Origin of the sequence: Salinicola salarius (genome assembly GCF_002179555.1) — a bacterium.
Taxonomy (GTDB): Bacteria; Pseudomonadota; Gammaproteobacteria; order Pseudomonadales; family Halomonadaceae; genus Salinicola; species Salinicola salarius_A.
In genome coordinates this window covers 38,733-62,689 of sequence record NZ_NHOU01000020.1, presented here as the reverse complement: position 1 = coordinate 62,689, position 23,957 = coordinate 38,733, and the positions used below count along the sequence as shown (strand labels likewise).

The following is a 23,957-nucleotide window of genomic DNA, read 5'->3' as shown; positions in this document are numbered from 1 at the left end:
CGTTCTCTTCTTCGTCATCATCTGCACCTGACTGTCTCTGTGAGTGATCATACACTCAAAATCAGGTGGCCAGATTCACTATGCCACTACACACCCGATCGCCGCGGCGGCCTCGACGATCTCGGTGGGACGGCCGATGAGCACCGGCTCGGCGATGCCCAGCCTCGCCGCCTCGCGAAGCGTCTCCAGCACGGCGGCCTGGGCCGCGTTGACCACGGCGACGCGGATCGGGTTACCGCCACCGGCTCGCTGAATCAGATCATCGAGCGTCGCAAGGGCCACTGGCGTTGCCGTCTGGGTCATGTCACCTCCTGGGTGTTGGTTAATGTGCGCTGCACGTGCCGGGCGATCATCCGTTCTTCATTAGTGGCTACGACCTCTGCTTAGACGGCCCTGTAGCGTCGACATCTATAGATCCCGAGCCCGGTTGATCTGCTGGGACAGACGCATCGCCTCGTGTTCCTCCAGCTTCAAGAGCTCGCGAACGAGATCCCGAGCCTCGGGGATGTCGGCGCGTCCTTCCAGGTAGCGGTATAGCGCGATGACCTGATCGTGCAGCGAGAAGACTTCCCGGCTGATGTCTTCGAAGCCCATCTCGGCATAGGGCAAATTGCACGCCTGATGGGGTTTGATGGGCGCATGCGACAGATAATCGTAGACCCAGGTGTTTAGGGCCTTGGGGTCGGCCTGCTTCTCGAAGCTGGCCACGGTGTGCTCCAGGACCGCCTCGTGATCGGCGAGATACTCCAGCAGTGATTTGGCCCGTGCCTCCTCCTGCCGGGTGGCACAGTGCCTGAAGCACTCGGCCAACTGGGCATGCAGCTGGCGAGTCCAGTCGATCAGGTCATGAAAGGTCTCGATCTTCATTTATTGCTCTCCATTAGTGGGTTGCTCTATAGGTATTGGCTGTAAACCGGGTCGGCTTCGACTGGGTCACTCGTTCTCGCTCCACCATCCCCCGCCGTAGAGGCTGCGAAACCCCATCTCGTACATGCTGTCGCGGGTCGTGCCGGCAAGCTCCAGCGTCGAGGCGATAGAGTCGCTCAACAGCGTCTCCCATTGCCGATAGGGGGTGTCACTATCGATCGGCGCCGGTGCGGTCTCTACCATCTCGGCCAGCCACTTCACACCGGTCATCCAGGGGGAGAAGCGTTCCGAGTACATCAGCCGGCTGGTCCGCGCCGGATGCAGTTGACGCAGCACCTCGGCTGACCAGGGGGTGGTGTAAAACCGCACCCAGGGCCCGACGAAGGTCTCGTAGAGGGCCACATTGTGCTCGGAGAGCGCTCGCACCCCTTCGAACGCCGGGGCCTGGTCGGGAAAGTTCAGGTCTTCCACGCGGCGCTCCTCGAAGCGCACCTGGAACTGGGGCTTGTGACAGTCGGGGTCGCCGGTGGGGTTGTCGATGCGCATCTCGTAGAGGCCAGGGGCCAGGTCATTCAGATTGCCGACGCTCTCGAGGATCGCTCGGTGCTCGAGGCGCGCCACCTTGGAGGAGACGAAGATGCCCAGATGCCCGACGTGGGGATTGAGCAGGTAGACGATACGCTGGTCGGCGGCCTTGAGTGCCGCGGTATCGGGATAGACCGCGGGGATCCAGTTGAGCGCCTGATGGGGCGGGGTGATGTTGTCGCCGCCGGAGGCGAAGATCACCAGGGGGTTGCGGATGCGCTTGAGGTCGACGCTACAGCCGGGGCAGACCTCGAGCTCGCCACGCTCCAGCTTGTTGCCGACGAAAAGGTTCTCGACGATGGCAACGATCTCCTCTTTGCTCAGGCTATAGAAGCCCGTCCACCAGCGCTCGAACTCGAGGAAGCGTTCGCGCTGGCCGTCGATGTCGGCGAACAGCTGATAGTCCTTCTGCCACAGGGTATTCGCAGGCTTGAGGGCTTCGAAGTTGGTGGCGAGGTTCGCACCGTCGAAGCGCCCGTCTCCCAGGTCGGCCATCAGGTGCGTCAGCCAGGCACCGCCAAGCAGGCCGCCGGCGAGGCGCATGGGATTGACGCCGGATTCGCCGGACCAGTAGGAGAGCGGCGAGCCGTTCAGCACCGCCGGCCCGACCAGACCCTCGCAGTCGGCGGAGAGCAGCGCGATGGCCCAGCCCGCCTGGCAGTTACCGTAGAGCACCGGCGGCTGGCCGGGGTGGCGCTCGGCCAGCGTCTCGACGAAGCGGCGCAGGACGTGCAGCACGTCCTCCAGTGTCTGGCCGGGGACGGGCTCGGGGAAGAAGATCACGAAGTAGACCGGGTGTCCCTCGTGGAGCGCCATGCCCACCTCGGAGTCGCGCTTGAAGCCGCCGATGCCTGGGCCGTGGCCGGCACGCGGGTCGACGATCATCACTGGCGGCCTAGTCTCGTCGAGGCAGTCCTCCAGGCAGTCCTCGCCGACCCGGGTGATGCGCAGCAGGGCATAGTTGGCGGGGCGCGCCAGTCGACGGCCATCCACGAGCATCTCGTAATCGAAGTCGAGCAGTGGCGGCTTGCCCGCCTGCTCATGCTCGAGCATGTTGTCCGCGCGCTCACACAGCGTGTCCAGGTAGCGTACGCCGCGTCGCCACAGGTCGGTCTGATAGGCGAGTAGCTCCGTGGCCGGGTGGCTCGGGAGGGTGCCTTCTTCGGGCTCGGGTGCGGTCATCGGGGCGTCCATCTCTGGTGGGGCGGTGGGTTGGCGCTTGCGCGGGGTTTTATGAGCCGTGGGTGGCTTGGTGGTGGATGTTTTGGCGGTCATAGTGGATACCTCTCAGTGTCAGGATGTCGTGGGCGCCGATCTCGATCCGGGACTCGGACAGGAAGCGGTACGGCGGAACCTTCAGGTTGATCGGCGCCGGCACCGCCTTGAACACGCGTCCGGCGAAGTCGAACTGGGAGCCGTGGCAGGGGCAGAAGAAGCCCCGGGCGAGTCGTCGCTGACGACCACGATCGTGCCGACGAGAAAAACGTCTGCTTTTCATGACTGCACCTCTGGGATTTTGTCCTTACAGGCGCCAGCCACTCGTACTCGCCATCCGCAGGTGCGGAATGAAGCGTGGCGTGCGGGCCGCGTAGGTCTGCCATTTGTCGCCAAACTGGCGCGCTACGTCGCGCTCTTCGTGGATCGCCAGTCGTGAGTACATCCACACCAATACCGGGAACATGACCAGGGTCAGCAGGGTGGGCCACTGCAGCAGGAAGCCGGTCATCACCAGCACGAAGCCGGCGTACTGGGGATGCCGGACATGGGCATAGAGCCCGGTGGTGGCCAGTTCTCCCCGCCGCTGGGCGGTATAGAGTGACCGCCAGCCGGCGGCGATGAGCCAGAAACCCGCGGCGATGAACACCATGCTCAGCAGATGGAACGGCCCGAAATGCGGGTTGGCCTGCCAGCCGAACAGCATCTCCAGCAGGTGGCCCGCATCGTGGCTGAACCAGTCCACCTCCGGGTAGCGCGACTGCAGCCAGCCGGAGAGGAAGTAGAGGGTCAGCGGGAAGCCGTACATCTCCGTGAACAGCGCCACCAGGAAGGCGCTGAAGGCCCCGAACGAGCGCCAGTCGCGGCGCGTCTGCGGCTTGAAGAAGCTGAAGGCGAAGAAGATGAAGATCGCCGAGTTGAGAATGACCAGGCCCCACAGCCCATAGGCGGGTACGTCATCACTCATCGCGTCCTCCCTTGTGATCATCATGCCCGCCATGACCCCCGTGGCCTCCATGTCCGCCGTGCATGAACACATGCATTAGCGGACAGGCGAGCAGGATCAGCCAGGGCAGGGCACCGAGCAGGTGCACCTTGTGCTCCTCCCAGAGCAGGAAGCCCATCACCGCCAGGGCGATCGCCACCATGAGCCAGAAGCTGCCTTTGCTGGGTCCTCGCTCCAGCCACCCCTTTTCGTCATGCATGATCAAATCCTCACCCGGCGCAGGCGCAGCGAATTCATCACCACCGACAGCGAAGACGCGCTCATCGCGAAGGCGGCGAACATCGGCCCGATCAGGATGCCGAGGAACGGATAGAGGATCCCGGCGGCGATCGGTACGCCGGCCCCGTTGTAGACTAGGGCGAAGAACAGGTTCTGCTTGATGTTGCGCATGGTGGCCAGCGACAACTTGCGGGCCCGAACGATGCCGTCGAGGTTGCCCTTGACCAGCGTGAAGCCGGCGCTTTCGATCGCCACGTCGGCGCCGGTGCCCATGGCGATGCCCACATCGGCCTGGGCCAGGGCGGGAGCGTCGTTCACCCCGTCGCCCGCCATGGCCACCTTGCGGCCTTGTTCCTGCAATTCGCGGATGATGCGGGCCTTGTCCTCGGGCAGCACGTCGGCGCGGATCTCATCGATACCCAGTCGCCCGGCCACCGCCTTGGCCGTCCGCTCGTTGTCGCCGGTGGCCATGATGATGCGAAAGCCAAGTTTGTGCAGCGCCTTCAGGGCCTCGGGGGTGGTCTCCTTCACCGGGTCGGCGACGCTGACCAGGCCGGCGATCTGGCCATCGAGCACGACGAACATCACCGTTTCGCCTTCATCGCGGCGGGCGTTCGCGGTCTCGGAGATCCGGCCGCCATCGAGGCCCAGTTCGGCCATCAGCTTGGCGTTGCCGAGGGCCACCGACTGGCCGTCCACGACCCCCTTGACGCCCATGCCGGTCACGGCTTCGAAATCGGTGGCATCGGCGAGGGATACGCCACGTTCTTCGGCGCCGGCGACGATGGCCTCGGCCAGTGGGTGTTCCGAGCCACGTTCGAGGCTGGCCGCCAGGCGCAATACCTCGGCCTCGTCATGCCCTTCCTCGGGCAGCACCGCCACCAGCTTCGGCTTGCCTTCGGTCAGGGTGCCGGTCTTGTCGACCATCAGCGTATCGACCTTGGCGAAGCCTTCCAGCGCCTCGGCATTCTTGATCAGTACGCCGGCCTGCGCGCCGCGTCCGGTGGCCGTCATGATCGACATCGGCGTGGCCAGCCCCAGTGCACAGGGGCAGGCGATGATCAGCACCGCCACCGCCGAGACCAGCGCATAGGACAGCGCCGGCGCCGGCCCCCAGATCGCCCAGGCGATGAAGGAGAGGATGGCGACGCCGATCACCGCGGGCACGAACTTGCCCGCCACCTTGTCGGCGAATTTCTGGATCGGTGCGCGGCTGCGCTGGGCGGCAGCCACCATCTCGACGATCTGGCTGAGCATGGTGTCGGCGCCGATGCGGGTGGCCTCCATGACCAGGCTGCCGGTGCCGTTGATCGTGGCCCCGGTGACCTTGTCGTCTTTGACCTTTTCCACCGGCACCGGCTCGCCCGAGATCATCGACTCGTCGATCGAGGAGCGGCCCTCGACCACCACGCCGTCCACCGGCACCTTGTCGCCGGGGCGCACCCGCAGGTGGTCGCCCACCTGCACGTCTTCCAGCGCGACCTCTTCTTCGCTGCCGTCGGGCCGGATCACCCGCGCGGTCTTGGCGGCCATGTCCATCAGCGCGCGGATCGCCTTGCCGGTGCCTTCACGGGCGCGCAACTCCATCACCTGACCCAGCAGTACCAGGGTGACGATCACCGCCGCGGCCTCGAAATAGACGCCGACGGTGCCGTCTTCCCGGCGAAAGCCGTCGGGGAAGACGCCCGGCACCAGCACCGCCACGATGCTGAACAGATAGGCCGCGCCGACCCCCATGCCGATCAGGCTGAACATGTTGAGGTTCATGGTGCGGAAGGAGTTGTAGCCGCGCACGAAGAACGGCCAGCCCGACCACAGGATCACCGGCGTGCTGAGCACCAGCTCGATCCACATCGCGTTGCGTTCACCGAAGAAGTCGCGAATGGCCCCGAGGCCCAGGTAGGGGCTCATCGTCAGAATCAGGACCGGAAGCGTGAGCACGGCCGCGACCCAGAAGCGTCGGGTAAAATCGACCAGCTCGGGATTCGGCCCTTCATCGCCGACCGCCGCCGATTCCAGCTCCAGACCCATACCGCACAGGGGGCAGGCACCGGGAGTGGTTTGGCGCACCTCGGGGTGCATCGGGCAGGTGTAGACGGCGCCGGCATGCCCGGCCGGCACCTTGTCGTACTTGCCGCCGTGGGCCGGCGCGGAGGCCCCATGACCATGCCCGTCATGCGTCTGCGAGTCGTCGCTTCCCACGGGCACGAGGTGCATGCCGCACTTGGGGCAGTCACCCGGCTGGTCGGAGACGACCTCCGGGTGCATCGGGCAGGTGTATTGGGCGCCACCCTGGCTGCCGGCGGCGTGTTGGTCCGTATCGCCGCTGCCTAGTGTCGGTGCCTCGTGCGAGGCATGCCCGTGACAATGGTCGTGTTGGTGTTGCGTCATGGAATCGTCTCCGTCGCTTCCGCGTCTTGATTCAACCTCGTGGCCCTATCTCGATAGGGTCGAAACTAATAGTGCCGTATCCAATAATCAGGAGGTGCGATCAAAGCAGAAGATCGCGCTTGCGTTGCTCGTACTCCTCGCGGTCGATTTCTCCCCGGGCGTAGCGTTCTTGAAGAAGGTCCAGGGCCGTTGGCCGCCGTTGAGAAAATGGCTCGCCCCGGCCTCGGGTCAGGCCACGCACCAGGAGAACGGCCAAGGCAATGACGATGCCCCAGAACAACACCATCATGAGCCCGCCGAAGAGCATATGCCCCCAGCCGTAACTCCCCATATACGCCATCATGTCGCCCCACATGGTCGGATCTCCTTTTCTTGTTACTTACTTTGCCCTGACGTCAGGCTAAAGCCTGCGGGTAACCCAAGGGTCAAGAGAAGGTAGATGAAAGTAGGCGGCTCTTGATCCCGGACAGTTTCCGACCTCTTCAGTGGAATGGAATCAACGCCGCACGCATGCGTTGAGGCCTTCGGTATTGAGTGATGGATTCGTTCATGGCCTACGCTCCGCTGTGTCGGTTGAGGCGTGTGACAAAGAAGTTGTATAGCGGGCCGAAGACCAGGGCGATGTACCAGCCGTAGCCGAAACTTTCGACCAGCCCCAGGAAGAAGCTTGACCAGCTGAGCCAAGTGAAGCCTGGCAACAAGCGCAGCCAGCTCTTATACATCGCCTGGTCGGGAAACAGCAGATCGAAGCCGACGCAAAGGATGAAGGTTACGGCCAGGAACAGCCCCAGGCTCATCCCGAGTGCGATCATGGGAATCCGCGGCGTTGCCTGAACCGGCAAGCGAGTTCCTGAACGGGGCTTGGCTGTCAACGGAGCATTGGCATCAGGCATCTTTGTTCTCCGGTTGGAGGGGCGAGGCCGTTGCACCAGGGACGAGATACTGTTCGGGCGCGGCCTCGAAGCGCTCCCGGCAGTCACGAGAGCAGAAGTAAAAGACGTGGCCATCGTGGACGCTTGGCTTGGCCCCTTTCGTTCTGACGGTCTTGCCGCAGACGGGGTCGACGTCCTCGGCTGGCGGAATCCACTCCAGCCCTTCAGTTGCACGTTGATTCCCTGGGCTATCGTTGTCGTGTTTGGTCCTGCCATGGCTGTGCCCCATGACGTGGGCGCCACAGCCGAACCGCATCATCAAGAAGAGGATTGCTGCCCAAAGCAGGAAGTAAAACAGTGCGTCCATAAAGTCTTCCTCGTGACGTCCGCTAAGCCGTACCCGATACCGAGCACTCGGGTGTGGTTGCGAATGTGCATGCACTTCTCATGGTGGGAAGAGTCTCTGCACACACAGCGGCCACTCCGGCAGTTGCCTGGATCAATGTGGGGCGGGCACGGGTTTTCTCCCACGCGGCCACGGCTGGAAGCGCGAGATGGAGATACGAGGTCGACTTAGACTCTGTAGCGTTGGGTCAAAAGGTAGACAGGAACCGAGGAGGGTGAGGGAGGGGCACTTGGCGAGCCGCTGGCGGTGACAACCCGGGGCGCTATGGCCGGGGCCGTCATGCTCAAGGGAAGGGGCTCGAGCTCCAAGTCCTGGCGCTCCAGGCGCAACAGGGCGCTGCCGACATTACGAGTGCCATGGCCATGGTGGCATCGCGGTTGAGGATAGTCTGCGTTGATGAACTCGGTGTTCGAGTGCGTATCTGCGTGAGGCTCAACGCCAACCTGGCCAGACTCAGTAGAGGAGGGAGCATCTGCCGAGGAGGGGTCATCTGCCATTGTGGCGGCGCTAGAGAGCAGTAGCACCATGCCCAGCAGGATGACCAGACCAAAGCGATGCCAGGCGGTGGCAGACCGCGAGGATTGCTTAGGAAATGACGTGTGCCTGGCCATGCGGCAGGGCTCCTGCAGAGTGATGTATATCTTAACCTAGCGCAGATTCGAACCTTGTCCATTGACACGGATCAAGACGGAGCTTGCCGTAAGCTGCAGCGGCCTCATTGAAGTGGTGACCTGGGCGAATGGCTGGGCAGCTCAGAAACGGCTGCAGGATGCCCTCGGGAACAGCGATGTGTTCGCTGCCGCCCAGGCAGCTCAGAAATGCTCGGCATCAAGAAAGGCGTCATTGTCGATGTTCGCTGCCGCCCAGGCAGCTCAGAAATAGATTGTCGATAGGCGAAAGGTTGGTTTGCAGTGCGCTGCCGCCCAGGCAGCTCAGAAATTCAAGATGCGCCCATACACACGATGATTGGCGTGCGCTGCCGCCCAGGCAGCTCAGAAAGACAAAGCCGACGCCCGAGCGATGCAGGTTGCGTGCGCTGCCGCCCAGGCAGCTCAGAAATTCAGTTGATCGATGTCAGCGCCATCAGGGTCGTGCGCTGCCGCCCAGGCAGCTCAGAAATCGATAACGCGCACCTCCTGCTCCATGAAGGCGTTCGCTGCCGCCCAGGCAGCTCAGAAACGACGCTGACAAAGACGAGGACGACGACATGGGTTCGCTGCCGCCCAGGCAGCTCAGAAAAGCCCGCCGCCGGCGATCTCGCGGTCGGTCGAGTTCGCTGCCGCCCAGGCAGCTCAGAAAGAGACGCGGATCGACGCCATGCGTCAGGCTTAGTTCGCTGCCGCCCAGGCAGCTCAGAAAAGCTGCGCGTAGTCGTTCCAGTCGGTCGGACCGTTCGCTGCCGCCCAGGCAGCTCAGAAAATTCTTTGCGACGCCGACGCCAACGACTCAGTGTTCGCTGCCGCCCAGGCAGCTCAGAAATGCTGGCCGCGCTCGAGATCCACCGCGAGATTGTTCGCTGCCGCCCAGGCAGCTCAGAAATTGGACGTTGGCGCGGAACGTGTCGCCGTCATGTTCGCTGCCGCCCAGGCAGCTCAGAAAGGCCGGCAAGGGTAGGAGTCGGGCAGTAAAATGTTCGCTGCCGCCCAGGCAGCTCAGAAAAGCGCCTTGGACGCCGCAATGAACTCGCGCATGTTCGCTGCCGCCCAGGCAGCTCAGAAATCGTCGTACACCCGCTCGAAGCCATCGCGAGCGTTCGCTGCCGCCCAGGCAGCTCAGAAAGGAGGCGCGACAGTCCCCGGGAAGCCCTTGACGTTCGCTGCCGCCCAGGCAGCTCAGAAACAGGTGCTCGACGGCGGCGACAACCAGGCGGTGTTCGCTGCCGCCCAGGCAGCTCAGAAATGCTGGCCGCGCTCGAGATCCACCGCGAGATTGTTCGCTGCCGCCCAGGCAGCTCAGAAATCATCGACGCTTCGCGGAAGTCCCGCAAAGCAGGTTCGCTGCCGCCCAGGCAGCTCAGAAATTGGACGTTGGCGCGGAACGTGTCGCCGTCATGTTCGCTGCCGCCCAGGCAGCTCAGAAAGGCCGGCAAGGGTAGGAGTCGGGCAGTAAAATGTTCGCTGCCGCCCAGGCAGCTCAGAAAAGCGCCTTGGACGCCGCAATGAACTCGCGCATGTTCGCTGCCGCCCAGGCAGCTCAGAAATCGTCGTACACCCGCTCGAAGCCATCGCGAGCGTTCGCTGCCGCCCAGGCAGCTCAGAAAGGAGGCGCGACAGTCCCCGGGAAGCCCTTGACGTTCGCTGCCGCCCAGGCAGCTCAGAAACAGGTGCTCGACGGCGGCGACAACCAGGCGATGTTCGCTGCCGCCCAGGCAGCTCAGAAAGAGATGATCGAGAACCAGATGAACCGGGACACGTTCGCTGCCGCCCAGGCAGCTCAGAAAGCAACGAGGACACCCTGCGCGTGCTGCCCCGGGTTCGCTGCCGCCCAGGCAGCTCAGAAATCAAGGGCGAACTCGAAGCCCCGCCCTACAGCATTCGCTGCCGCCCAGGCAGCTCAGAAACAGGTGCTCGACGGCGGCGACAACCAGGCGATGTTCGCTGCCGCCCAGGCAGCTCAGAAAGAGATGATCGAGAACCAGATGAACCGGGACACGTTCGCTGCCGCCCAGGCAGTTCAGAAAGATCGAAGCACCGTGTTCGCTACCCGATCCGCGTTCGCTGCCGCCCAGGCAGCTCAGAAACAGGGTGTGTCGTAGATGACCGAGCGCACGAAGTTCGCTGCCGCCCAGGCAGCTCAGAAATGCCGGCGCGCGATGCACTACTGGATATTGAAGTTCGCTGCCGCCCAGGCAGCTCAGAAACGAACGGTCTGCTCGACGTTGAGCACGGCGCGGTTCGCTGCCGCCCAGGCAGCTCAGAAAATGACAAGCGTGGCCATGGGGGCTCGGTCGGCCCGCCCAGATAGAACCATCGACCATTTTCGTCAGAGAAGCTCCGGCGGAGTCGTGCCTCGCATCCGAACACGAACCTATCAAGGCGCTGGAACCAGTGCTTTGTGAGTGGCTCCACATGATCACGAGTGACTCCTGTGGGGCACCTTGGGGGAAGCAGGAACAAGCCGGATAAACGGTGATCCATACAGCAATATAGCCCGTGTTTTGTCTATCAGTTTTGGGTGTTTCCTGCCCAAGGCTACTCGTCTGGCTCGGTCGCCGGTGGCTACCGGAACCGATCGGCGGCTTGCGCAACGCTATGGAAGAGGGCAGGATCGGGAAAGGCTCCTGTAGCCTTGACTGAATTGGCTCGGGCCCACATATATCGTATGCCTCGACGTGGAGAGATCATGCGAGGCGTGTCTTGAGCGCACGCTGTGCCGGCAGGGCAGCGTGTAAGGATGTGGCTTCTGGCCGGAAGGGAAGGGGAAAGACTAGCGGCAAGGGCGGAGGGCGAAAAGGTGGAGAAGAAGACCGAATTCAATCTCTGGTACTGGGTGCTGGCTTTCGTCGCGGTGATCGTTATCCAGGATATCATCGCCGGTTCACGGGACGTGGTGCCGATCAGTTACAGTCAATTCGAGTCCTACCTCGAAGACGGCAGGATACGGGCGGTCGCCGTGGGTAGCGACACGATCACTGGTACCTTCGACACGCCGGTCGATGGCCACAGCCAGTTCGTTACCACCATCGTGGACCCCGCGATCCTCGACCGGCTCGATGCGGCCGACGTCGAGATCACCGGTGTGCCAAGACACACCTGGGTCGGGACGATCCTGTCGTGGGTCGTGCCGGCCTTTGTCTTCTTTGCGGTGTGGATGCTGCTGTTTCGCAAGTTCGCCGAAAAGCAGGGGTTCGGCGGTTTCATGCAGGTCGGCAAGAGTCGCGCCAAGGTCTACATGGAGAAGGAAACCGGCGTGACCTTCGACGACGTCGCCGGAGTCGACGAGGCCAAGGGCGAACTGGAGGAGGTCGTGGACTTCCTGCGCAACCCCGAGGAGTATGGAAAGCTCGGCGCCCGAGTGCCGAAGGGCGTGCTGCTGGTCGGCCCCCCGGGCACCGGCAAGACTTTGCTCGCCCGCGCCGTGGCCGGGCAGGCGGGCGTCACGTTTCTGTCGATCTCGGGCTCGGAGTTCGTCGAAATGTTCGTGGGCGTCGGTGCGGCGCGCGTTCGCGATCTCTTCGAGCAGGCCCGCAAGAATGCCCCCGCGATCATCTTCATCGACGAGCTCGACGCCTTGGGCCGTGCACGCAATTCGGGCCAGCATGCCGGCGGCAATGACGAGCGGGAACAGACGCTGAACCAGCTCCTGACCGAGCTGGACGGTTTCGACCCGACATCGGGGATTGTGCTGCTGGCCGCGACCAACAGGCCTGAGGTGCTTGATCCTGCGCTGTTGCGGGCGGGTCGCTTCGATCGGCAGGTGCTGGTGGACAAGCCCGACAAGGCGGGGCGGATCGCGATTCTGACCGTGCACATGAAGAAGGTGACGCTTGCGCCTGATGTCGACGCGGAGAAGGTGGCGGCCCTGACCCCCGGCTTCTCGGGGGCGGATCTCGCGAACCTCGTCAACGAGGCCGCCCTGCTCGCCACCCGGCGCCGGGCAGAGGCCGTGACCATGGCCGATTTCAACAACGCGGTCGAGCGCATCGTCGCGGGGCTGGAGAAACGCAACCGTGTCCTCAATCCGCGCGAGCGCGAGATCGTGGCGCATCATGAGATGGGGCATGCGCTGGTCGCGATGGCGGTGCCGGGCGTGGATCCGGTGCACAAGGTCTCCATCATCCCGCGAGGCATCGGTGCGCTCGGCTACACGATCCAGCGCCCGACGGAGGACCGTTTCCTGATGGCCCGCGAGGAACTCGAGAACAAGATCGCGGTGCTGCTGGGTGGACGGGCGGCCGAGAAGATCATCTATGGTCACCTCTCCACCGGTGCGGCCGACGACCTGGTGAAGGCTACCGATATCGCCCGCGCCATGGTGGCCCGCTACGGCATGGATGAGGAGCTCGGCCATGTCAGCTACGACACGGATCGCCCCGGCTTTCTAGGCACGGGCGATCAGACCTCGTGGTTGAACCGCCGTTACAGCGAGGCGACGGCCGAGAGGATGGATGCGGCGGTGAAGGCGATTATCGACAAAGTCTTCGCGCGTACTGTGGCGATTCTCGAAGCCAACCGGGCGCTGCTGGAAGAGACGGCTCGCGAACTGCTCGATCGCGAAACACTCGATGAGCCTGATCTTGCCGCCGTCGCGGAGAAGGTCCGTGTGCCCGAGGTCGCGGCTGCCTGAACGGTTCTGGCCAGTTCCCGGTCAGGATCGAGATAGAGGCGAATAATGGCAACCGGCACCGGTATGGTTGCCACGCCTACCTGTCGGCTTTTGCGTGCAGCTTCCGTCGACGCCGAATACCGGGGCATGAGGTTCGGCGACTCGGTGGCCGCCAGGTAGCGTGCCCTGACTCTGCGTGCTGGAAAGGAATGGCGTTTTCCATGCGGCTATGGCGAGAAACTAAGGATGACCCCCACTCGACGGCATCGCGTATATAACTTCTTGCACTCTGCCCTGTTGATCGGCGGTATGGGGCTGATCGTCTGGGCCGTGGTCGGGATGATGGCGGGGCCCGCGCTGACGTTTTTGATCGTCGCGGGCGCGATGTTGGGTCTCGTCCTGACCCCGGCGCTGCCGAGGCGTCTGCTGTTGTCGTCCTATAAGGCGCGACGGCTCAGCGGCAGGGAGTTTCCCGAAGGCATTGTCATGATGGCGGATCTGGCGCGCAGGGCCGGATTACCGCGAGTGCCGGAACTCTATTACGTGCCCAGCCGCCTGCCCAACGCCTTTGCGGTCGGCGCGCCCGAAGAGAGTGCGGTATGCGTCACCGATGGGCTTCTGCGACTGCTGGACCGGCGGGAGCTGCAGGGGGTTCTGGCCCATGAGGTCGCGCATATTTCACACCGTGACCTGTGGATCATGGGGCTTGCCGATGCCATGTCGCGGATCGTCTCCCTGGCCTCCTGGATCGGTCAGCTGATTCTGTTGCTGAATCTGCCGCTGTTCCTGACCGGAGCCGCTTATCTGCCCTGGCACATACTGCTGTTACTGGCCTTCTCGCCGCTTCTGATGGCGCTTCTGCAGCTGGCCTTGTCGCGTAGCCGGGAGTACGACGCCGACCGGGCGGCGGCGGAGCTGACCGGGGACCCCGCCGGGCTGGCCAGGGCGCTGCTCAAGCTCGAGCGTCGCGTCGGGCGCTTTTGGGAAGAGATGTTTCTGCCCGGACGACGCATTCCCGAACCGTCACTGCTGCGCACGCATCCCCCAACGGAGGACCGGGTGGCACGGTTGCGGTCGCTGCCACAGCGAAGCAGGCCGGCAGATCCCGCGCACGACGTGCTGTCGGTGCCGCCGGCATCGAATCCGGGTGTCCCCCGCTTCCGGGGCTTTGGTCATTACTGGTGATCGACGAAGGGTGTGAAAAGCCGGCACGCGACTGACATCGCTGGGGCCGGGGTGGGGATCAGACAGCCCGCCGGTGGCGGGCCGTGGTGGATGGCTCAGTGCTCCGCGTTTTCGAACCGCTCGGCGGCACGCAGCGCCTCGTCCTGCGTGTCGTGCTCGGAAACGACATTCTCGTTGTCGGGCTGGCTCTCGTCGATCACGATCCAGCCGGTGACCTTCTCGTTCATGGCGCGGGCGGTGAATACCGGTTCCACACGGGCTTGTTTCTGCATGATCGCTCCTTGCCTTGAGGATGCTGGCTCGAGGATTTCCGGTGTCCGGATCAGAGGCCTTCGCGGGGCAACTCGCCGGAAGCGGGACGGTTGAGCTCGGTGCAGGGACACGCTTCGTGGATGCAGGGCATGCCATCGGGATGACCGGCCGCACAGGCCGAGCAACAGAAGGCCTGCCCTTCGCTCATGGCACTTTGCTCGCTGGTGACTTCGTGTTCGCAGCCCACGCAGGCGCAGGTTCCCAGGTCGGCCATCGCTGTCTCCTGTTCGGCGGATTCGTTAGTCAAGGTAGAAAGCGTGGCTCGCTTTGCCAACTCCCCCGGAGCGCCCCTTGCCAGCGTGGCAAGGGGCTCGGCCAGCCGATCAGTCAGGCTTGTGGGCAAGGTCGTCGATGAAGCGCTGACGCCATGCCAGCAGGCTGTTGCGACGCAGCACCTCGAGCATCTGGCGGTGGCGGTGACGGCGTTCGTCGAGCGGCATGTTGAGGGCGCGCTCGATGGCGCTGGTAATGTCATGCACGTCGTAGGGGTTGACCAGCAGCGCACCGCTGAGTTCGCGGGCGGCGCCGGCCAGTTCGCTGAGCACCAGCACGCCGGGGTCGGCCGGGTCCTGGGCGGCGACGAACTCCTTGCAGACCAGGTTCATGCCGTCGCGCAGCGGTGTCACCAGGCCGACCCGTGCGGCACGGAACAGCCCCATCAGGTCGCCGTGGGCGTAGGTCTGATTGAGGTAGTGTACCGGCAGCCAGTCGATGTCGGCATAGGTCCCGTTGATGTGTCCGGCCAGCCCCTCGAGCTGGCGACGGAGCTCGTCGTACTCGGGGATCTCGCTGCGCGAAGGGCTGGCGATCTGCATGAAGATGGTACGCTGGCGGCGATGCTTGAAGTGAGTGAGCAGCGTCTCGATGGCGTTGAAGCGCTGGACAAGGCCCTTGGAGTAGTCGAGCCGGTCGGCGCCGATGATCAGGTCGCGCTTGCCGAGGTCGGCCTGGAACTGGCGGGCCGGATCCTCGGCGATGGCGCTTTCCGCTTCGGCGATCGCTTCATCGACCTCGATGCCCACCGGGTAGACCCCGGTGCGCATACGGCGCCCCTGGCACTCGACGATGTCGCCGTCGATGCGGGCGCCGAAGGTCTCGACCAGGGCGGCGTGGAAGGCGTGGAGGTCGTTTTCGGTCTGGAAACCGACCAGGTCGTAATACAGCAGATCCTCGAGCAGTTCGCGATGGCAGGGCAGCGCGCGCAGCAGGTCGTAGCTGGGAAAGGGGATATGCAGGAAGAAACCCAGTGGCGCCCGGACACCGCGCTGGCGTAACTCCTTGCCCAGCGGTAGCAGATGGTAGTCGTGGACCCAGATCAGTTCGCCACCCTGAAGCAACGGGGTCAGGGCGTCGGCGAAGCGGGCGTTGACTCGCGTGTAGGCCTTCAGGTAGTCGAGCCGGAAGTCCATGGCACCGAGGTTGAAGTGGAAGACCGGCCACAGCACCTCGTTGGCGAAGCCCAGATAGTAGTCATCGTAGTCGTCCTTGGAGAGCGACAGCGTCGCGTAATCGACGTTGTCCCGGGTGACCACGCCGGGATGGTTCGAGGGTACCTGCTTGATGCGGCCGTCCCAGCCGAACCATAGCCCGCCGTGCTCGCTGAGCGCGCCGGTGATGGCCACCGCCAGGCCCCCGGCCTGGGGCTTGCCGGCCTCGGGGATCGATACACGGTTGGAAACCACTACCAGGCGTGTCATACGGCTTCCTCCCAGCTGCGGCTCAGATGCAGCGCCGAGTTGATCAGTCCGACCATGCTGTAGGTCTGCGGGAAGTTGCCCCACAGCTCGTTGCTGGTGGTGTCGAGATCCTCGGACAGCAACCCCTGGGCGTTGCGGCACTCGAGCATGTTCTCGAACAGGCGGCGCGCCTCGTCACGGCGGCCGATCGCCCAGAGCGCGTCGATGTACCAGAAGGTGCAGATGTTGAAGGCATTCTCGGGGTGTCCGAAGTCGTCGGCGGCGGCGTAACGGAACAGGTGATCGCCGCGGCGCAGCTCGGCCTCGATGGCGCCGACCGTGCTGATGAAGCGCGGGTCGTCGGCGGCGAGGAAGTCGAGCTCGTGCATCAGCAGCAGGCTGGCATCCATGGTGTCGCCGCCGAAGCTCTCGGTGAACGCCTGGCGCGACTCGCTCCAAGCCTCCCGGCAGATCACGTCATGCATGCGGTCGGCCTGATGGCGCCAGCGGGTCGCGTCCTCGTCGAGCCCGAGCTGTGCCGCGATGCGGGCGAGCCGGTCGCAGGCGGCCCAGCACATGATCGCCGAGTAGGTGTGCACCCGGGCGCGGCCGCGATATTCCCAGATGCCGGCGTCGGGCTTGTCGAACAGCCGTGCGGCCTGCTCGCCGAGAATCGACAGGCGGCGGAACAGTGCCTCGTCGCCGGGGCGTGCCAGGCGCTCGTCGAAGAATGCCTGGTTGGCGGCCAGCACCACGGCGCCATAGACGTCGTGCTGTACCTGATGGTAGGCGGCGTTGCCGACCCGTACCGGCCCCATGCCGCGGTAGCCGGCGAGTCCGCTGACCTCGTACTCCTCGATGCGTGCCTCGCCGCCGATCCCGTAGAGCGGTTGCAGCTCGTGCTCGGCGGCGCCGACCACCAGGTTGATGATGTAGTTGAGGTAATTCTCCATGGTCGCGGTGGCGCCCAGGCGGTTGAGGGCATGGACCACGAAGTAGGCGTCGCGCAGCCAGCAGTAGCGATAGTCCCAGTTGCGCTGGGTATCGGCGGCCTCGGGGATCGAGGTGGTCATCGCGGCGATCACCGCGCCGGTATCCTCGAAGGTGCTGAGCTTGAGGGTGGTGGCGGCGCGGATCACCGCGCTCTGCCACTCGAAGGGGATGGCCAGGCCGCGCGCCCATTCCTGCCAATAGATGGTGGTCTGGGTCTCGAAGCGCTGGCACATGGCGGTGACGGACTCGGTGACGCTCTCGTCGGGGCCGAGTGCGAAGTTGAGCTCGCCCTCGAGGACGATCGGCGACTCCTGCAGCACGTGGGTGATCGAGGCGTCGGTGGTCAGCCGGGTCACCCGGCCCTGGCCGATGTAACGGATGTGATGGCTGCCGTGGGTGGTCTCGGGGGTGCGTTCGCCGTAGGCGGTGGTCGGACGCAACCGGATGCGAATCACCGGCGTGCCGGCCAGGCACTGCACGCGGCGTATCAGGGCTTCGGGACGGAAGGTCCGGTCGTAGAGGCGAAAGCGCGGGCAGAAGTCGGTAATGCGGATACGGCCGCCGAACTTGTTGGTGAGCTCGGTGCACAGGATGGCGGTGTTGCGCTGGTAGTACTGGCGGCTGGCGACCTGGTCCTGCAGTTCGATGGCGAAGTAGCCGCGGTCGGTGGTGTCCATCAGGCGCGAGAAGAAGGGGTCGCCATCGAAGCGGGGCAGGCAACACCAGACGATCCGGCCATCGGCATCGATCAGGGCGCCGATCTGGCAGTTGCCGATGAGGCCGAGTTCCAGGGAGGGGGATCGCGAGTCGGTCGACGCGCTCAGGTCGAACGGGATGGCAGACTCTCCAACCATGTCAGTACCTCCTGTACCGATTCCAGATAATAGGTTGCGACGGTCTCGCTTCCGCCGCCGACGCGCACGCTGAGCCCGTCACGAGCGTTGACCTCGCGAAAGGCGTCCTCGTCGGTGACGTCGTCGCCGACGAACACCGGGCGGCGGCCACGGAAGACCGGATCGTCGAGCAGCCGCTCGACCGCCGTGCCCTTGTGCACGCCGGCTGGACGCAGTTCGATGACGTACTTGCCGGCGATGGTCTCGAAGGTCTCGCCTAGGGTGTCCCGCCACTCGTCCATGAACCGGCGGCAGGCCTCGGCGCGATCGGGCGCGCCACGGTAGTGAAGGGCCAGCGAGACGCGCTTGTCCTCGTAGTGCAGGCCGGTGTGTTCGGCGACGAAGGTGGCCAGGGCGTCGCGGCAGGCGGCCAATCGTTCGGGGCGCTCGATGGCGCTGTGGTAGGCGCCTTTGGCGTCGCGCCACTCCAGCCCGTGAACGCCGGCCAGGGGCAGGGTGAGCGGGGCGAGCAGGCGCTCGAGCTCGGCGACCGGACGGCCGCTGACGATCGCCACGGCGCCGTCGAGCTCGCGATCGAGCGTGGCGATCAGGTGGCGCAGCGGCGCCGAGACGGTGGTGTCGCGGGGATGGTCGACGAGTGGCACCAGGGTGCCATCGAAGTCGAGGAACAATGCCCAGTCGTGGCGCGGCGGGGGAGGCGGTGGCGTGGAATCGGGCATCGTCTCGTCGCTGGCGTCTCGTTGGTGGCTCGCGGAACGAAGAAGCGGCACCGGCCGGCGCCGCGTCTTTCATCATACCCTTTGGCAGGGGGCTGGCAAGGGGGCTGGCCGGGTTCAGGTATCCCGGTCGGGGGCGGGCGGCTGGAAGGCGCGCTTGTCGTCGGGCAGGCGCACCCGGTCGCCGAGAGATAGGTCGCCGAGGGTCTTCAGTCGCTCGCCGCTGGCCGGGTCGATCAGCGCGACCACCTCGCCGATGCTGGTGGCATCGCGATAGGCCTCGACCCGGATACGCACCGTTGCACCACGATAGCGGCCGGTGAGTATGCTGCCGGGATGGGGTTCACCGTAGTCGTTGGGGTCCTTGGCATAGTGGGCGGAGACGCTGGTGTCGCCCGGTGCGTCCCATTCGATGTGCTTGTGCATCGCGATTCCTTTGCGGGCAGCGGGTTTGCCTTCACAGCGTAGCGCGTGCGGCGGGCGACGCCTACAGGCGGGCTGGCCGTGCCGCCCGCCGGGGCGCTCAGAAGCGATAGCTGAGCCCGCCCATGACCACCACCGGGTCGATCTCGACGTCGGCGTCGTAGTCGGTGCCGGCGACCGTGGCGGTGGCGTCGCTGTCGATATCGAGATACCAGGCGGCGGCGTTGAGCGCCCAGTGGTCATTGATCAGCAGGTCGACACCGACCTGGGCGGCGGCCCCCCAGGAGTCGTCGAGGTCGAGGCTGCCGACGTCGAGCTCCTCGTCGGAGAAGTGGGTGTAGTTGATGCCGGCGCCGACGTAGGGCTGAACGCGGGCATCGCTGCCGCCCAGCGGGTAGTACTGCAGCGTCAGGGTCGGCGGCAGGTGCTTGGTGGAGGCCAGGTTGTCGCCGTTCAGCGCGATATCGTGCTTGAAGGGCTCGGCGGCCAGCAGCTCGATGCCGAGCTTGTCGGTGAAGCGGTAGCCGAGGGTGAAGGCGAAGCCGCTGTCGTCACCGACGTCGACATCCATGTTCAGGTCGTCGAATTCACCGTTGTCGCTCTTGGGCTCGACCTTGGCGACGCCGAAGCGGGTGAACAGGTCGCCCTGGCCATAAGCGAGCGCAGACGCGCTGGACACCAGGCCGGTGGCGAGCAGGGCGGCGGAAAGCAGGATAGAAGAACGCATCTCGAAATCTCCCGGGCTGTGGTGAGTCCTATGCCGCGCGACGAAGCGCATCGGCATGGGAAAGCGTGCTCACGATAGCGTCACGGGCGGGCCGGGAATTTGCTCCAGGACAAGTCCCGGGACGGTCGTCTCGCGGGCAAGGGGGTGGATGCGACCTGGATCAAGAAAAACGAACCCGCCAGGAGTGGCGGGTCCGCGAAAGGGCCTCGACAGCGGTTACTTCTTCTTGGCGCGCTTGCGCTCGTTTTCGGTCAGGTGCTTCTTGCGCAGACGAATATGGCTTGGCGTCACTTCCACCAGTTCATCGGAATCGAGGAATTCGATCGCCTGTTCGAGCGTGAACTTGATCGGTGGCGTCAGCACAATGTTTTCATCGTTACCCGTCGAGCGCATGTTGTCGAGCTTCTTGCCCTTGGTCGGGTTGACCACCATGTCGTTGGCACGGTTGTTGATGCCGATCAGCATGCCTTCGTAGACTTCCGTGGCGTGATCGATGATCAGCTTGCCGCGCTCCTGCAACGCGTAAAGCGCGTAGGCCAGTGCCTTGCCGCCGACCATGGAGACCAGCACACCGTTACGACGCTCGATGGAGGCGTCCGGCTTCAACGGGCCATAATGATCGAAGCGGCTGGTCAGGATGCCGGTGCCCGAGGTCAGCGTCAGGAACTGACCACGGAAGCCGATCAGACCGCGCGCGGGGATGATGAAGTCCAGACGCACACGACCCTTGCCATCCGGGTTCATGTTGGTCATCTCGCCCTTGCGATAGCCGAGCTCTTCCATGACCGCGCCCTGGTGCTGCTCTTCGCAGTCGATGATGACTTCTTCGTACGGCTCCTGCTTGACGCCATCGATCTCGCGGATGATGACCTCGGGGCGGCCGACGGCCAGCTCGAAGCCTTCACGACGCATGGTTTCGATCAGCACCGAAAGGTGCAGTTCGCCGCGGCCGGAAACCTTGAACTTCTCGGCGGACTCGCCCTGTTCGACACGCAGCGCCACGTTGTGGATCAGCTCCTGGTCGAGGCGATCCTTGATGTTGCGGCTGGTGACGTACTTGCCGTCCTTGCCGGCGAACGGCGAGTCGTTGACCTGGAAGGTCATCGACACCGTGGGCTCGTCGACGGTCAGGGGCGGCAGCGCCTCGACGGCATTGGGGTCGCACAGGGTATCGGAGATCGCCAGGTCCTCGATGCCGGTGATGCAGATGATGTCGCCGGCGGTGGCTTCCTCGGTCTGCACGCGCTCGAGGCCCATGTGGGTCATCACCTGGCCGATCTTGCCACGGCGGCTCTTGCCTTCCTTAGTGACAACGGTGACCTGCTGATTGGGCTTGACGCTACCGCGGGTGATGCGGCCCAGGCCGATGACGCCGACGTAGCTGGAGTAGTCGAGCGCCGAGATCTGCATCTGGAAGGGCGCGTCGAGCTCGACCCTGGGCGGCTCGACGATGTCGACGATCGACCGGAACATCGGCGTCATGTCCTCGGCGAGCTCCTCCGGTTCGGGACCGGCGATGCCGTTGAGCGCCGAGCAGTAGATGATCGGGAAGTCGAGCTGCTCGTCGGAGGCACCGAGGTTGTCGAACAGGTCGAAGATCTGGTCGATCACCCAGTCGGGGCGCGCGCCGGGGCGGTCGATCTTGTTGACCACGACGATCGGCTTGAGGCCCTGGTCGAAGGCCTTCTGGGTGACGAAGCGGGTCTGCGGCATCGGGCCGTCGACGGCATCGACCAGCAGCAGGACCGAGTCGACCATCGACATTACGCGCTCCACCTCGCCGCCGAAGTCGGCGTGCCCCGGCGTGTCGACGATGTTGATGTGGTAGACCTCGTCGTCGTCGGGTGCCTGCCAGCGGATCGCCGTGTTCTTGGCCAGGATGGTGATGCCGCGTTCCTTTTCCTGGTCGTTGGAGTCCATGATGCGCTCCTGCCCCTCGGCCTTGCGGTCCAGGGTGCCGGACTGGCTCAGGAGCTTGTCGACCAGTGTCGTCTTGCCATGGTCGACGTGGGCGATAATGGCAATGTTCCTAATGCTCTCGATGCGAGCGTTAGAGGCGTTGTCACTCATGGGGCGGTTTCCATCGTAAAATGTGTGCGCCCATGTCTAGGGGCTGTTGACGTTTCAGCGCGAACCGCGTTGCTGGGTCAAATGGCGCCAGGCCAGGCGCGGGATGCAGAGAAGGGTGTTTCCCTTTTCCAATCCCGCAACGCCGCATGGCGCCATTTGCCGCGCAACCCGAAGGGCCGGGCCAATTTTTGCACGTTGCTGCGTTATTCGTCGTGCATTTGGAATGACCAAACTGCGCTCCTCACGCCTTGCCCCGCACAAAAACTGGCTCCGGCGCGGCCGTGCATGAAACGCCGACAGCCCCTAAGTCGATGATCCACGCTCTGCGCTGGATCGACGAGTCCCCTGGGCACTGAGTAGGAGGGTCGGGCGCGCATTGTACAGGCAAGCGCGCGACACTGGCTACTTTAGTCTATCGGCGTAGCGCAAGATCTTTTTTCACGGCGATCCTGCGGGCGCGAGAGAAGTCGTTTGCCCCGGATCCGGTTCTGGCGCGCCTTTTGTTGTCATCACAACTAGCTGAAAAATAGCGGTTTTTATTCTTGCGAGGATCCCGTGGAAGACGCTGAGCAGATAGGCGAGTGGATTCGTGCCGACGTCTGGCGCATGGAGGCGCTGCGCCAGGCGCGGTCGTTGTGCCTGCCCGACTGGTGGCTGGCCGCCGGCTTCGTGCGCAATCTGGTCTGGGATCGCCTGCACGGCTATTCGTCATCCACGCCGCTGAACGATATCGATCTGGTCTATTTCGATCCGGACTATTTCGATTCGGTCCAGGTCGGCAAGCGTGTCGATCGCGAGCACGAACGGCACCTCGAGCGCGCCTCGGCGCTGCCCTGGTCGGTCAAGAACCAGGCTCGCATGCACGAGCGCCACGGGCATCGTCCCTACCTCTCTATAGAAGAAGCGCTGAGTGTCTGGGTCGAACGGGAAACCGCGGTGGGCGTCACGCTGGGCGACGACGATCGCCTGCGTCTGATCGCGCCGTTCGGCGTGGGTTCGCTATTGGCCGGGCGGGTCACGCACAATCCCCGACATGGCGACCCCGAAGTATTTCGGCGTCGGGTCGCCGCCAAGGGGTGGCTACGACAGTGGCCGAAGCTCGACATTCCCGAGCTGTGAAGCCGGGCTCGGCGGCGATCTCAGGGCGAACTCAGGAATTGAGATTGCCCAGCAGCCAGTCGAACAGCCGCCCGGGGCTGTTGGCGACCGGTTGGGTAATGACGAAGCGTGGCAGAAGTACGGTATCGATCGGTGGCTCCAGCCAGCCCGCACGGCGAGTCAGCACTTGCTGGATGCCCGCGCCGGTCGCGAGCCGTGCCAGGTCGTCGTCCTCGTCGGCACCGGCATAGGTGGCGACGGGCAATGGGTGGCGGCACAGAATGGCCAACTGGTGCTGGCTTTCGCGCAGCCGGGCCAGCGCCCGGGCGTCCCGGATCAGGAATCGTGGCGGCATCAGGCTGCCGAAACGGAAAAGCCCACCTTGTTCGAGCCGGCGGATGCTGAATGCATCCAGCGCCTCGTCGCAGAAAATCGCTTCGGCGCCCAGCGTTGCAGCAACGGCATACAGCGTTGCCGGCTTGTGCGACTGGTCTAGCTCGTCCACGTAGGTCTTGATCGCCTGGCTGTAGCGCTCGTCCCGGCTACCGGCGAAAGCCGGCGGCGGTGGCAGGCCGGCTTCGACCAGCCGCCGGGCGGCAAGCTCGGCCGTGTCTTCATGCCATAGCGCTTCGCCGAACGCTTCATGCCAGGAGCTCCAGGCTCGCTGGGTGACAGGGCAGGGGAGAAAGACGTTGGCCGGCAGTGCCATGCGCTCCAGCATGGGTGAAACCTGCTTGAGCGTGTCGCGCCAGCCACCATCGAACGTGAGTGCGATGCGGGGCAACTGATCGTGATGAAGCTGCAGCACGCTTTCCAGACCGACGATCTGCGCGCTATCGCTGAGGCTTTCCAGCAACTGCTGGAAACTGTCCGGCCCCAGACACCAGTCGGCGCGGTGGGGCAGGCGTGCCTCGGCTCCATCATCCAGTACCCGGCGCAGTGCCAGAATAGCGCTTCGGCCCCATAGCGGCTCGCTGAGATTGAGACGCCAATGACCGCGTAGGCGCTGTACTACATCCTGTGTGCGATCCAGCCTGGGCATGGGTAATTCCATTACTGAGTCATTGATCGCCGTTA

The 23,957-nt window shown here is 64.4% G+C and carries 21 protein-coding genes, 1 pseudogene and 1 CRISPR repeat array; of the genes and pseudogenes, 3 read left to right on the top strand and 19 right to left on the bottom strand.

All coding sequences use genetic code 11. The annotated features are described in order from the left end of the window. Window positions 1-78: 78 nt before the first annotated feature. The 10 genes and pseudogenes from CCD76_RS14245 to CCD76_RS14200 all read right to left on the bottom strand — a co-directional run bounded on the left by CCD76_RS14245 (window position 79) and on the right by CCD76_RS14200 (window position 7,522). Window positions 79-303, bottom strand: a complete 225-nt coding sequence (locus CCD76_RS14245) for a hypothetical protein (protein WP_087720112.1) — start codon at window positions 301-303, stop codon at window positions 79-81. Between the two features lie 105 nt (window positions 304-408). Continuing rightward, window positions 409-867, bottom strand: a complete 459-nt coding sequence (locus CCD76_RS14240) for a hypothetical protein (protein ID WP_043337196.1) — start codon at window positions 865-867, stop codon at window positions 409-411. Window positions 868-933: 66 nt separating this feature from the next. Beyond that, a complete protein-coding gene (locus CCD76_RS14235) occupies window positions 934-2,634 on the bottom strand; it encodes a DUF3141 domain-containing protein (RefSeq protein ID WP_215824217.1) in 1,701 nt (566 codons plus the stop codon). Window positions 2,635-2,683: 49 nt separating this feature from the next. After that, window positions 2,684-2,890 (bottom strand): annotated as a pseudogene (locus CCD76_RS19820) (hypothetical protein); the annotation flags it as partial. Window positions 2,891-2,974: 84 nt separating this feature from the next. Further along, window positions 2,975-3,634 (bottom strand): methyltransferase family protein, encoded by a 660-nt coding sequence (locus CCD76_RS14225; protein WP_087720110.1) that lies wholly within the window; start codon window positions 3,632-3,634, stop codon window positions 2,975-2,977. Then, complete coding sequence (locus CCD76_RS14220; RefSeq protein ID WP_052384922.1) at window positions 3,627-3,872, bottom strand: DUF2933 domain-containing protein; 246 nt, start codon at window positions 3,870-3,872, stop codon at window positions 3,627-3,629. The genes CCD76_RS14225 and CCD76_RS14220 overlap by 8 nt, the downstream gene beginning before the upstream one ends. Window positions 3,873-3,874: 2 nt before the next feature. After that, window positions 3,875-6,283 carry a copper-transporting P-type ATPase gene (locus CCD76_RS14215; protein ID WP_175090792.1) on the bottom strand — a complete coding sequence of 803 codons (2,409 nt, stop codon included), beginning with the start codon at window positions 6,281-6,283 and terminating at the stop codon, window positions 3,875-3,877. Window positions 6,284-6,383: 100 nt separating this feature from the next. Continuing rightward, window positions 6,384-6,638: an SHOCT domain-containing protein gene (locus CCD76_RS14210; RefSeq protein ID WP_043337204.1), complete on the bottom strand. Its 255-nt coding sequence runs from the start codon at window positions 6,636-6,638 to the stop codon at window positions 6,384-6,386. Window positions 6,639-6,837: 199 nt separating this feature from the next. Further along, the gene (locus tag CCD76_RS14205; RefSeq protein ID WP_225347873.1) at window positions 6,838-7,176 is read right to left on the bottom strand and encodes a DUF5676 family membrane protein; all 339 of its coding nucleotides are present in this window, start codon (window positions 7,174-7,176) and stop codon (window positions 6,838-6,840) included. After that, the gene (locus CCD76_RS14200; RefSeq protein ID WP_052384923.1) at window positions 7,169-7,522 is read right to left on the bottom strand and encodes a YHS domain-containing protein; all 354 of its coding nucleotides are present in this window, start codon (window positions 7,520-7,522) and stop codon (window positions 7,169-7,171) included. The genes CCD76_RS14205 and CCD76_RS14200 overlap by 8 nt, the downstream gene beginning before the upstream one ends. Before the next feature lie 830 nt (window positions 7,523-8,352). Next, a CRISPR array of direct repeats spans window positions 8,353-10,481; the repeat unit is 28 nt; unit sequence GTTCGCTGCCGCCCAGGCAGCTCAGAAA. Between the two features lie 533 nt (window positions 10,482-11,014). Between CCD76_RS14200 and ftsH the strand changes: the two genes are divergently transcribed. Both ftsH and CCD76_RS14185 read left to right on the top strand, forming a co-directional pair. Beyond that, window positions 11,015-12,847, top strand: coding sequence for an ATP-dependent zinc metalloprotease FtsH (ftsH, locus tag CCD76_RS14190; RefSeq protein ID WP_087720109.1), 1,833 nt, complete (start codon window positions 11,015-11,017; stop codon window positions 12,845-12,847). Window positions 12,848-13,072: 225 nt separating this feature from the next. Then, the gene (locus CCD76_RS14185; protein ID WP_087720108.1) at window positions 13,073-14,011 is read left to right on the top strand and encodes a zinc metalloprotease HtpX; all 939 of its coding nucleotides are present in this window, start codon (window positions 13,073-13,075) and stop codon (window positions 14,009-14,011) included. A gap of 95 nt (window positions 14,012-14,106) precedes the next feature. Here CCD76_RS14185 and CCD76_RS20065 read toward each other — a convergent pair whose 3' ends face one another. The 8 genes from CCD76_RS20065 to typA form a co-directional block, all read right to left on the bottom strand. Beyond that, the gene (locus tag CCD76_RS20065; protein WP_179208933.1) at window positions 14,107-14,283 is read right to left on the bottom strand and encodes a hypothetical protein; all 177 of its coding nucleotides are present in this window, start codon (window positions 14,281-14,283) and stop codon (window positions 14,107-14,109) included. 50 nt (window positions 14,284-14,333) lie between these two features. Beyond that, on the bottom strand, window positions 14,334-14,537 hold the full coding sequence (locus CCD76_RS14180; protein ID WP_087720107.1) for a metallothionein: 204 nt from the start codon (window positions 14,535-14,537) through the stop codon (window positions 14,334-14,336). 109 nt (window positions 14,538-14,646) lie between these two features. Next, complete coding sequence (locus CCD76_RS14175) at window positions 14,647-16,020, bottom strand: alpha,alpha-trehalose-phosphate synthase (UDP-forming) (protein ID WP_087720106.1); 1,374 nt, start codon at window positions 16,018-16,020, stop codon at window positions 14,647-14,649. Beyond that, window positions 16,017-17,846 carry a glycoside hydrolase family 15 protein gene (locus CCD76_RS14170; protein WP_179208932.1) on the bottom strand — a complete coding sequence of 610 codons (1,830 nt, stop codon included), beginning with the start codon at window positions 17,844-17,846 and terminating at the stop codon, window positions 16,017-16,019. The genes CCD76_RS14175 and CCD76_RS14170 overlap by 4 nt, the downstream gene beginning before the upstream one ends. Continuing rightward, window positions 17,813-18,565, bottom strand: coding sequence for a trehalose-phosphatase (otsB, locus tag CCD76_RS14165; RefSeq protein ID WP_087720105.1), 753 nt, complete (start codon window positions 18,563-18,565; stop codon window positions 17,813-17,815). The genes CCD76_RS14170 and otsB overlap by 34 nt, the downstream gene beginning before the upstream one ends. A 114-nt stretch (window positions 18,566-18,679) precedes the next feature. Beyond that, window positions 18,680-18,988 (bottom strand): hypothetical protein, encoded by a 309-nt coding sequence (locus CCD76_RS14160; RefSeq protein WP_087720104.1) that lies wholly within the window; start codon window positions 18,986-18,988, stop codon window positions 18,680-18,682. A gap of 97 nt (window positions 18,989-19,085) precedes the next feature. Then, window positions 19,086-19,712, bottom strand: a complete 627-nt coding sequence (locus CCD76_RS14155; RefSeq protein WP_087720103.1) for an OmpW/AlkL family protein — start codon at window positions 19,710-19,712, stop codon at window positions 19,086-19,088. A gap of 216 nt (window positions 19,713-19,928) precedes the next feature. Then, a complete protein-coding gene (gene typA / locus CCD76_RS14150; protein ID WP_087720102.1) occupies window positions 19,929-21,782 on the bottom strand; it encodes a translational GTPase TypA in 1,854 nt (617 codons plus the stop codon). 555 nt (window positions 21,783-22,337) lie between these two features. Between typA and CCD76_RS14145 the strand changes: the two genes are divergently transcribed. Then, complete coding sequence (locus tag CCD76_RS14145; RefSeq protein ID WP_087720101.1) at window positions 22,338-22,901, top strand: nucleotidyltransferase family protein; 564 nt, start codon at window positions 22,338-22,340, stop codon at window positions 22,899-22,901. 31 nt (window positions 22,902-22,932) lie between these two features. Here CCD76_RS14145 and CCD76_RS14140 read toward each other — a convergent pair whose 3' ends face one another. Beyond that, on the bottom strand, window positions 22,933-23,922 hold the full coding sequence (locus CCD76_RS14140) for a polysaccharide deacetylase (RefSeq protein ID WP_087720100.1): 990 nt from the start codon (window positions 23,920-23,922) through the stop codon (window positions 22,933-22,935). Between the last annotated feature and the right edge of the window lie 35 nt (window positions 23,923-23,957).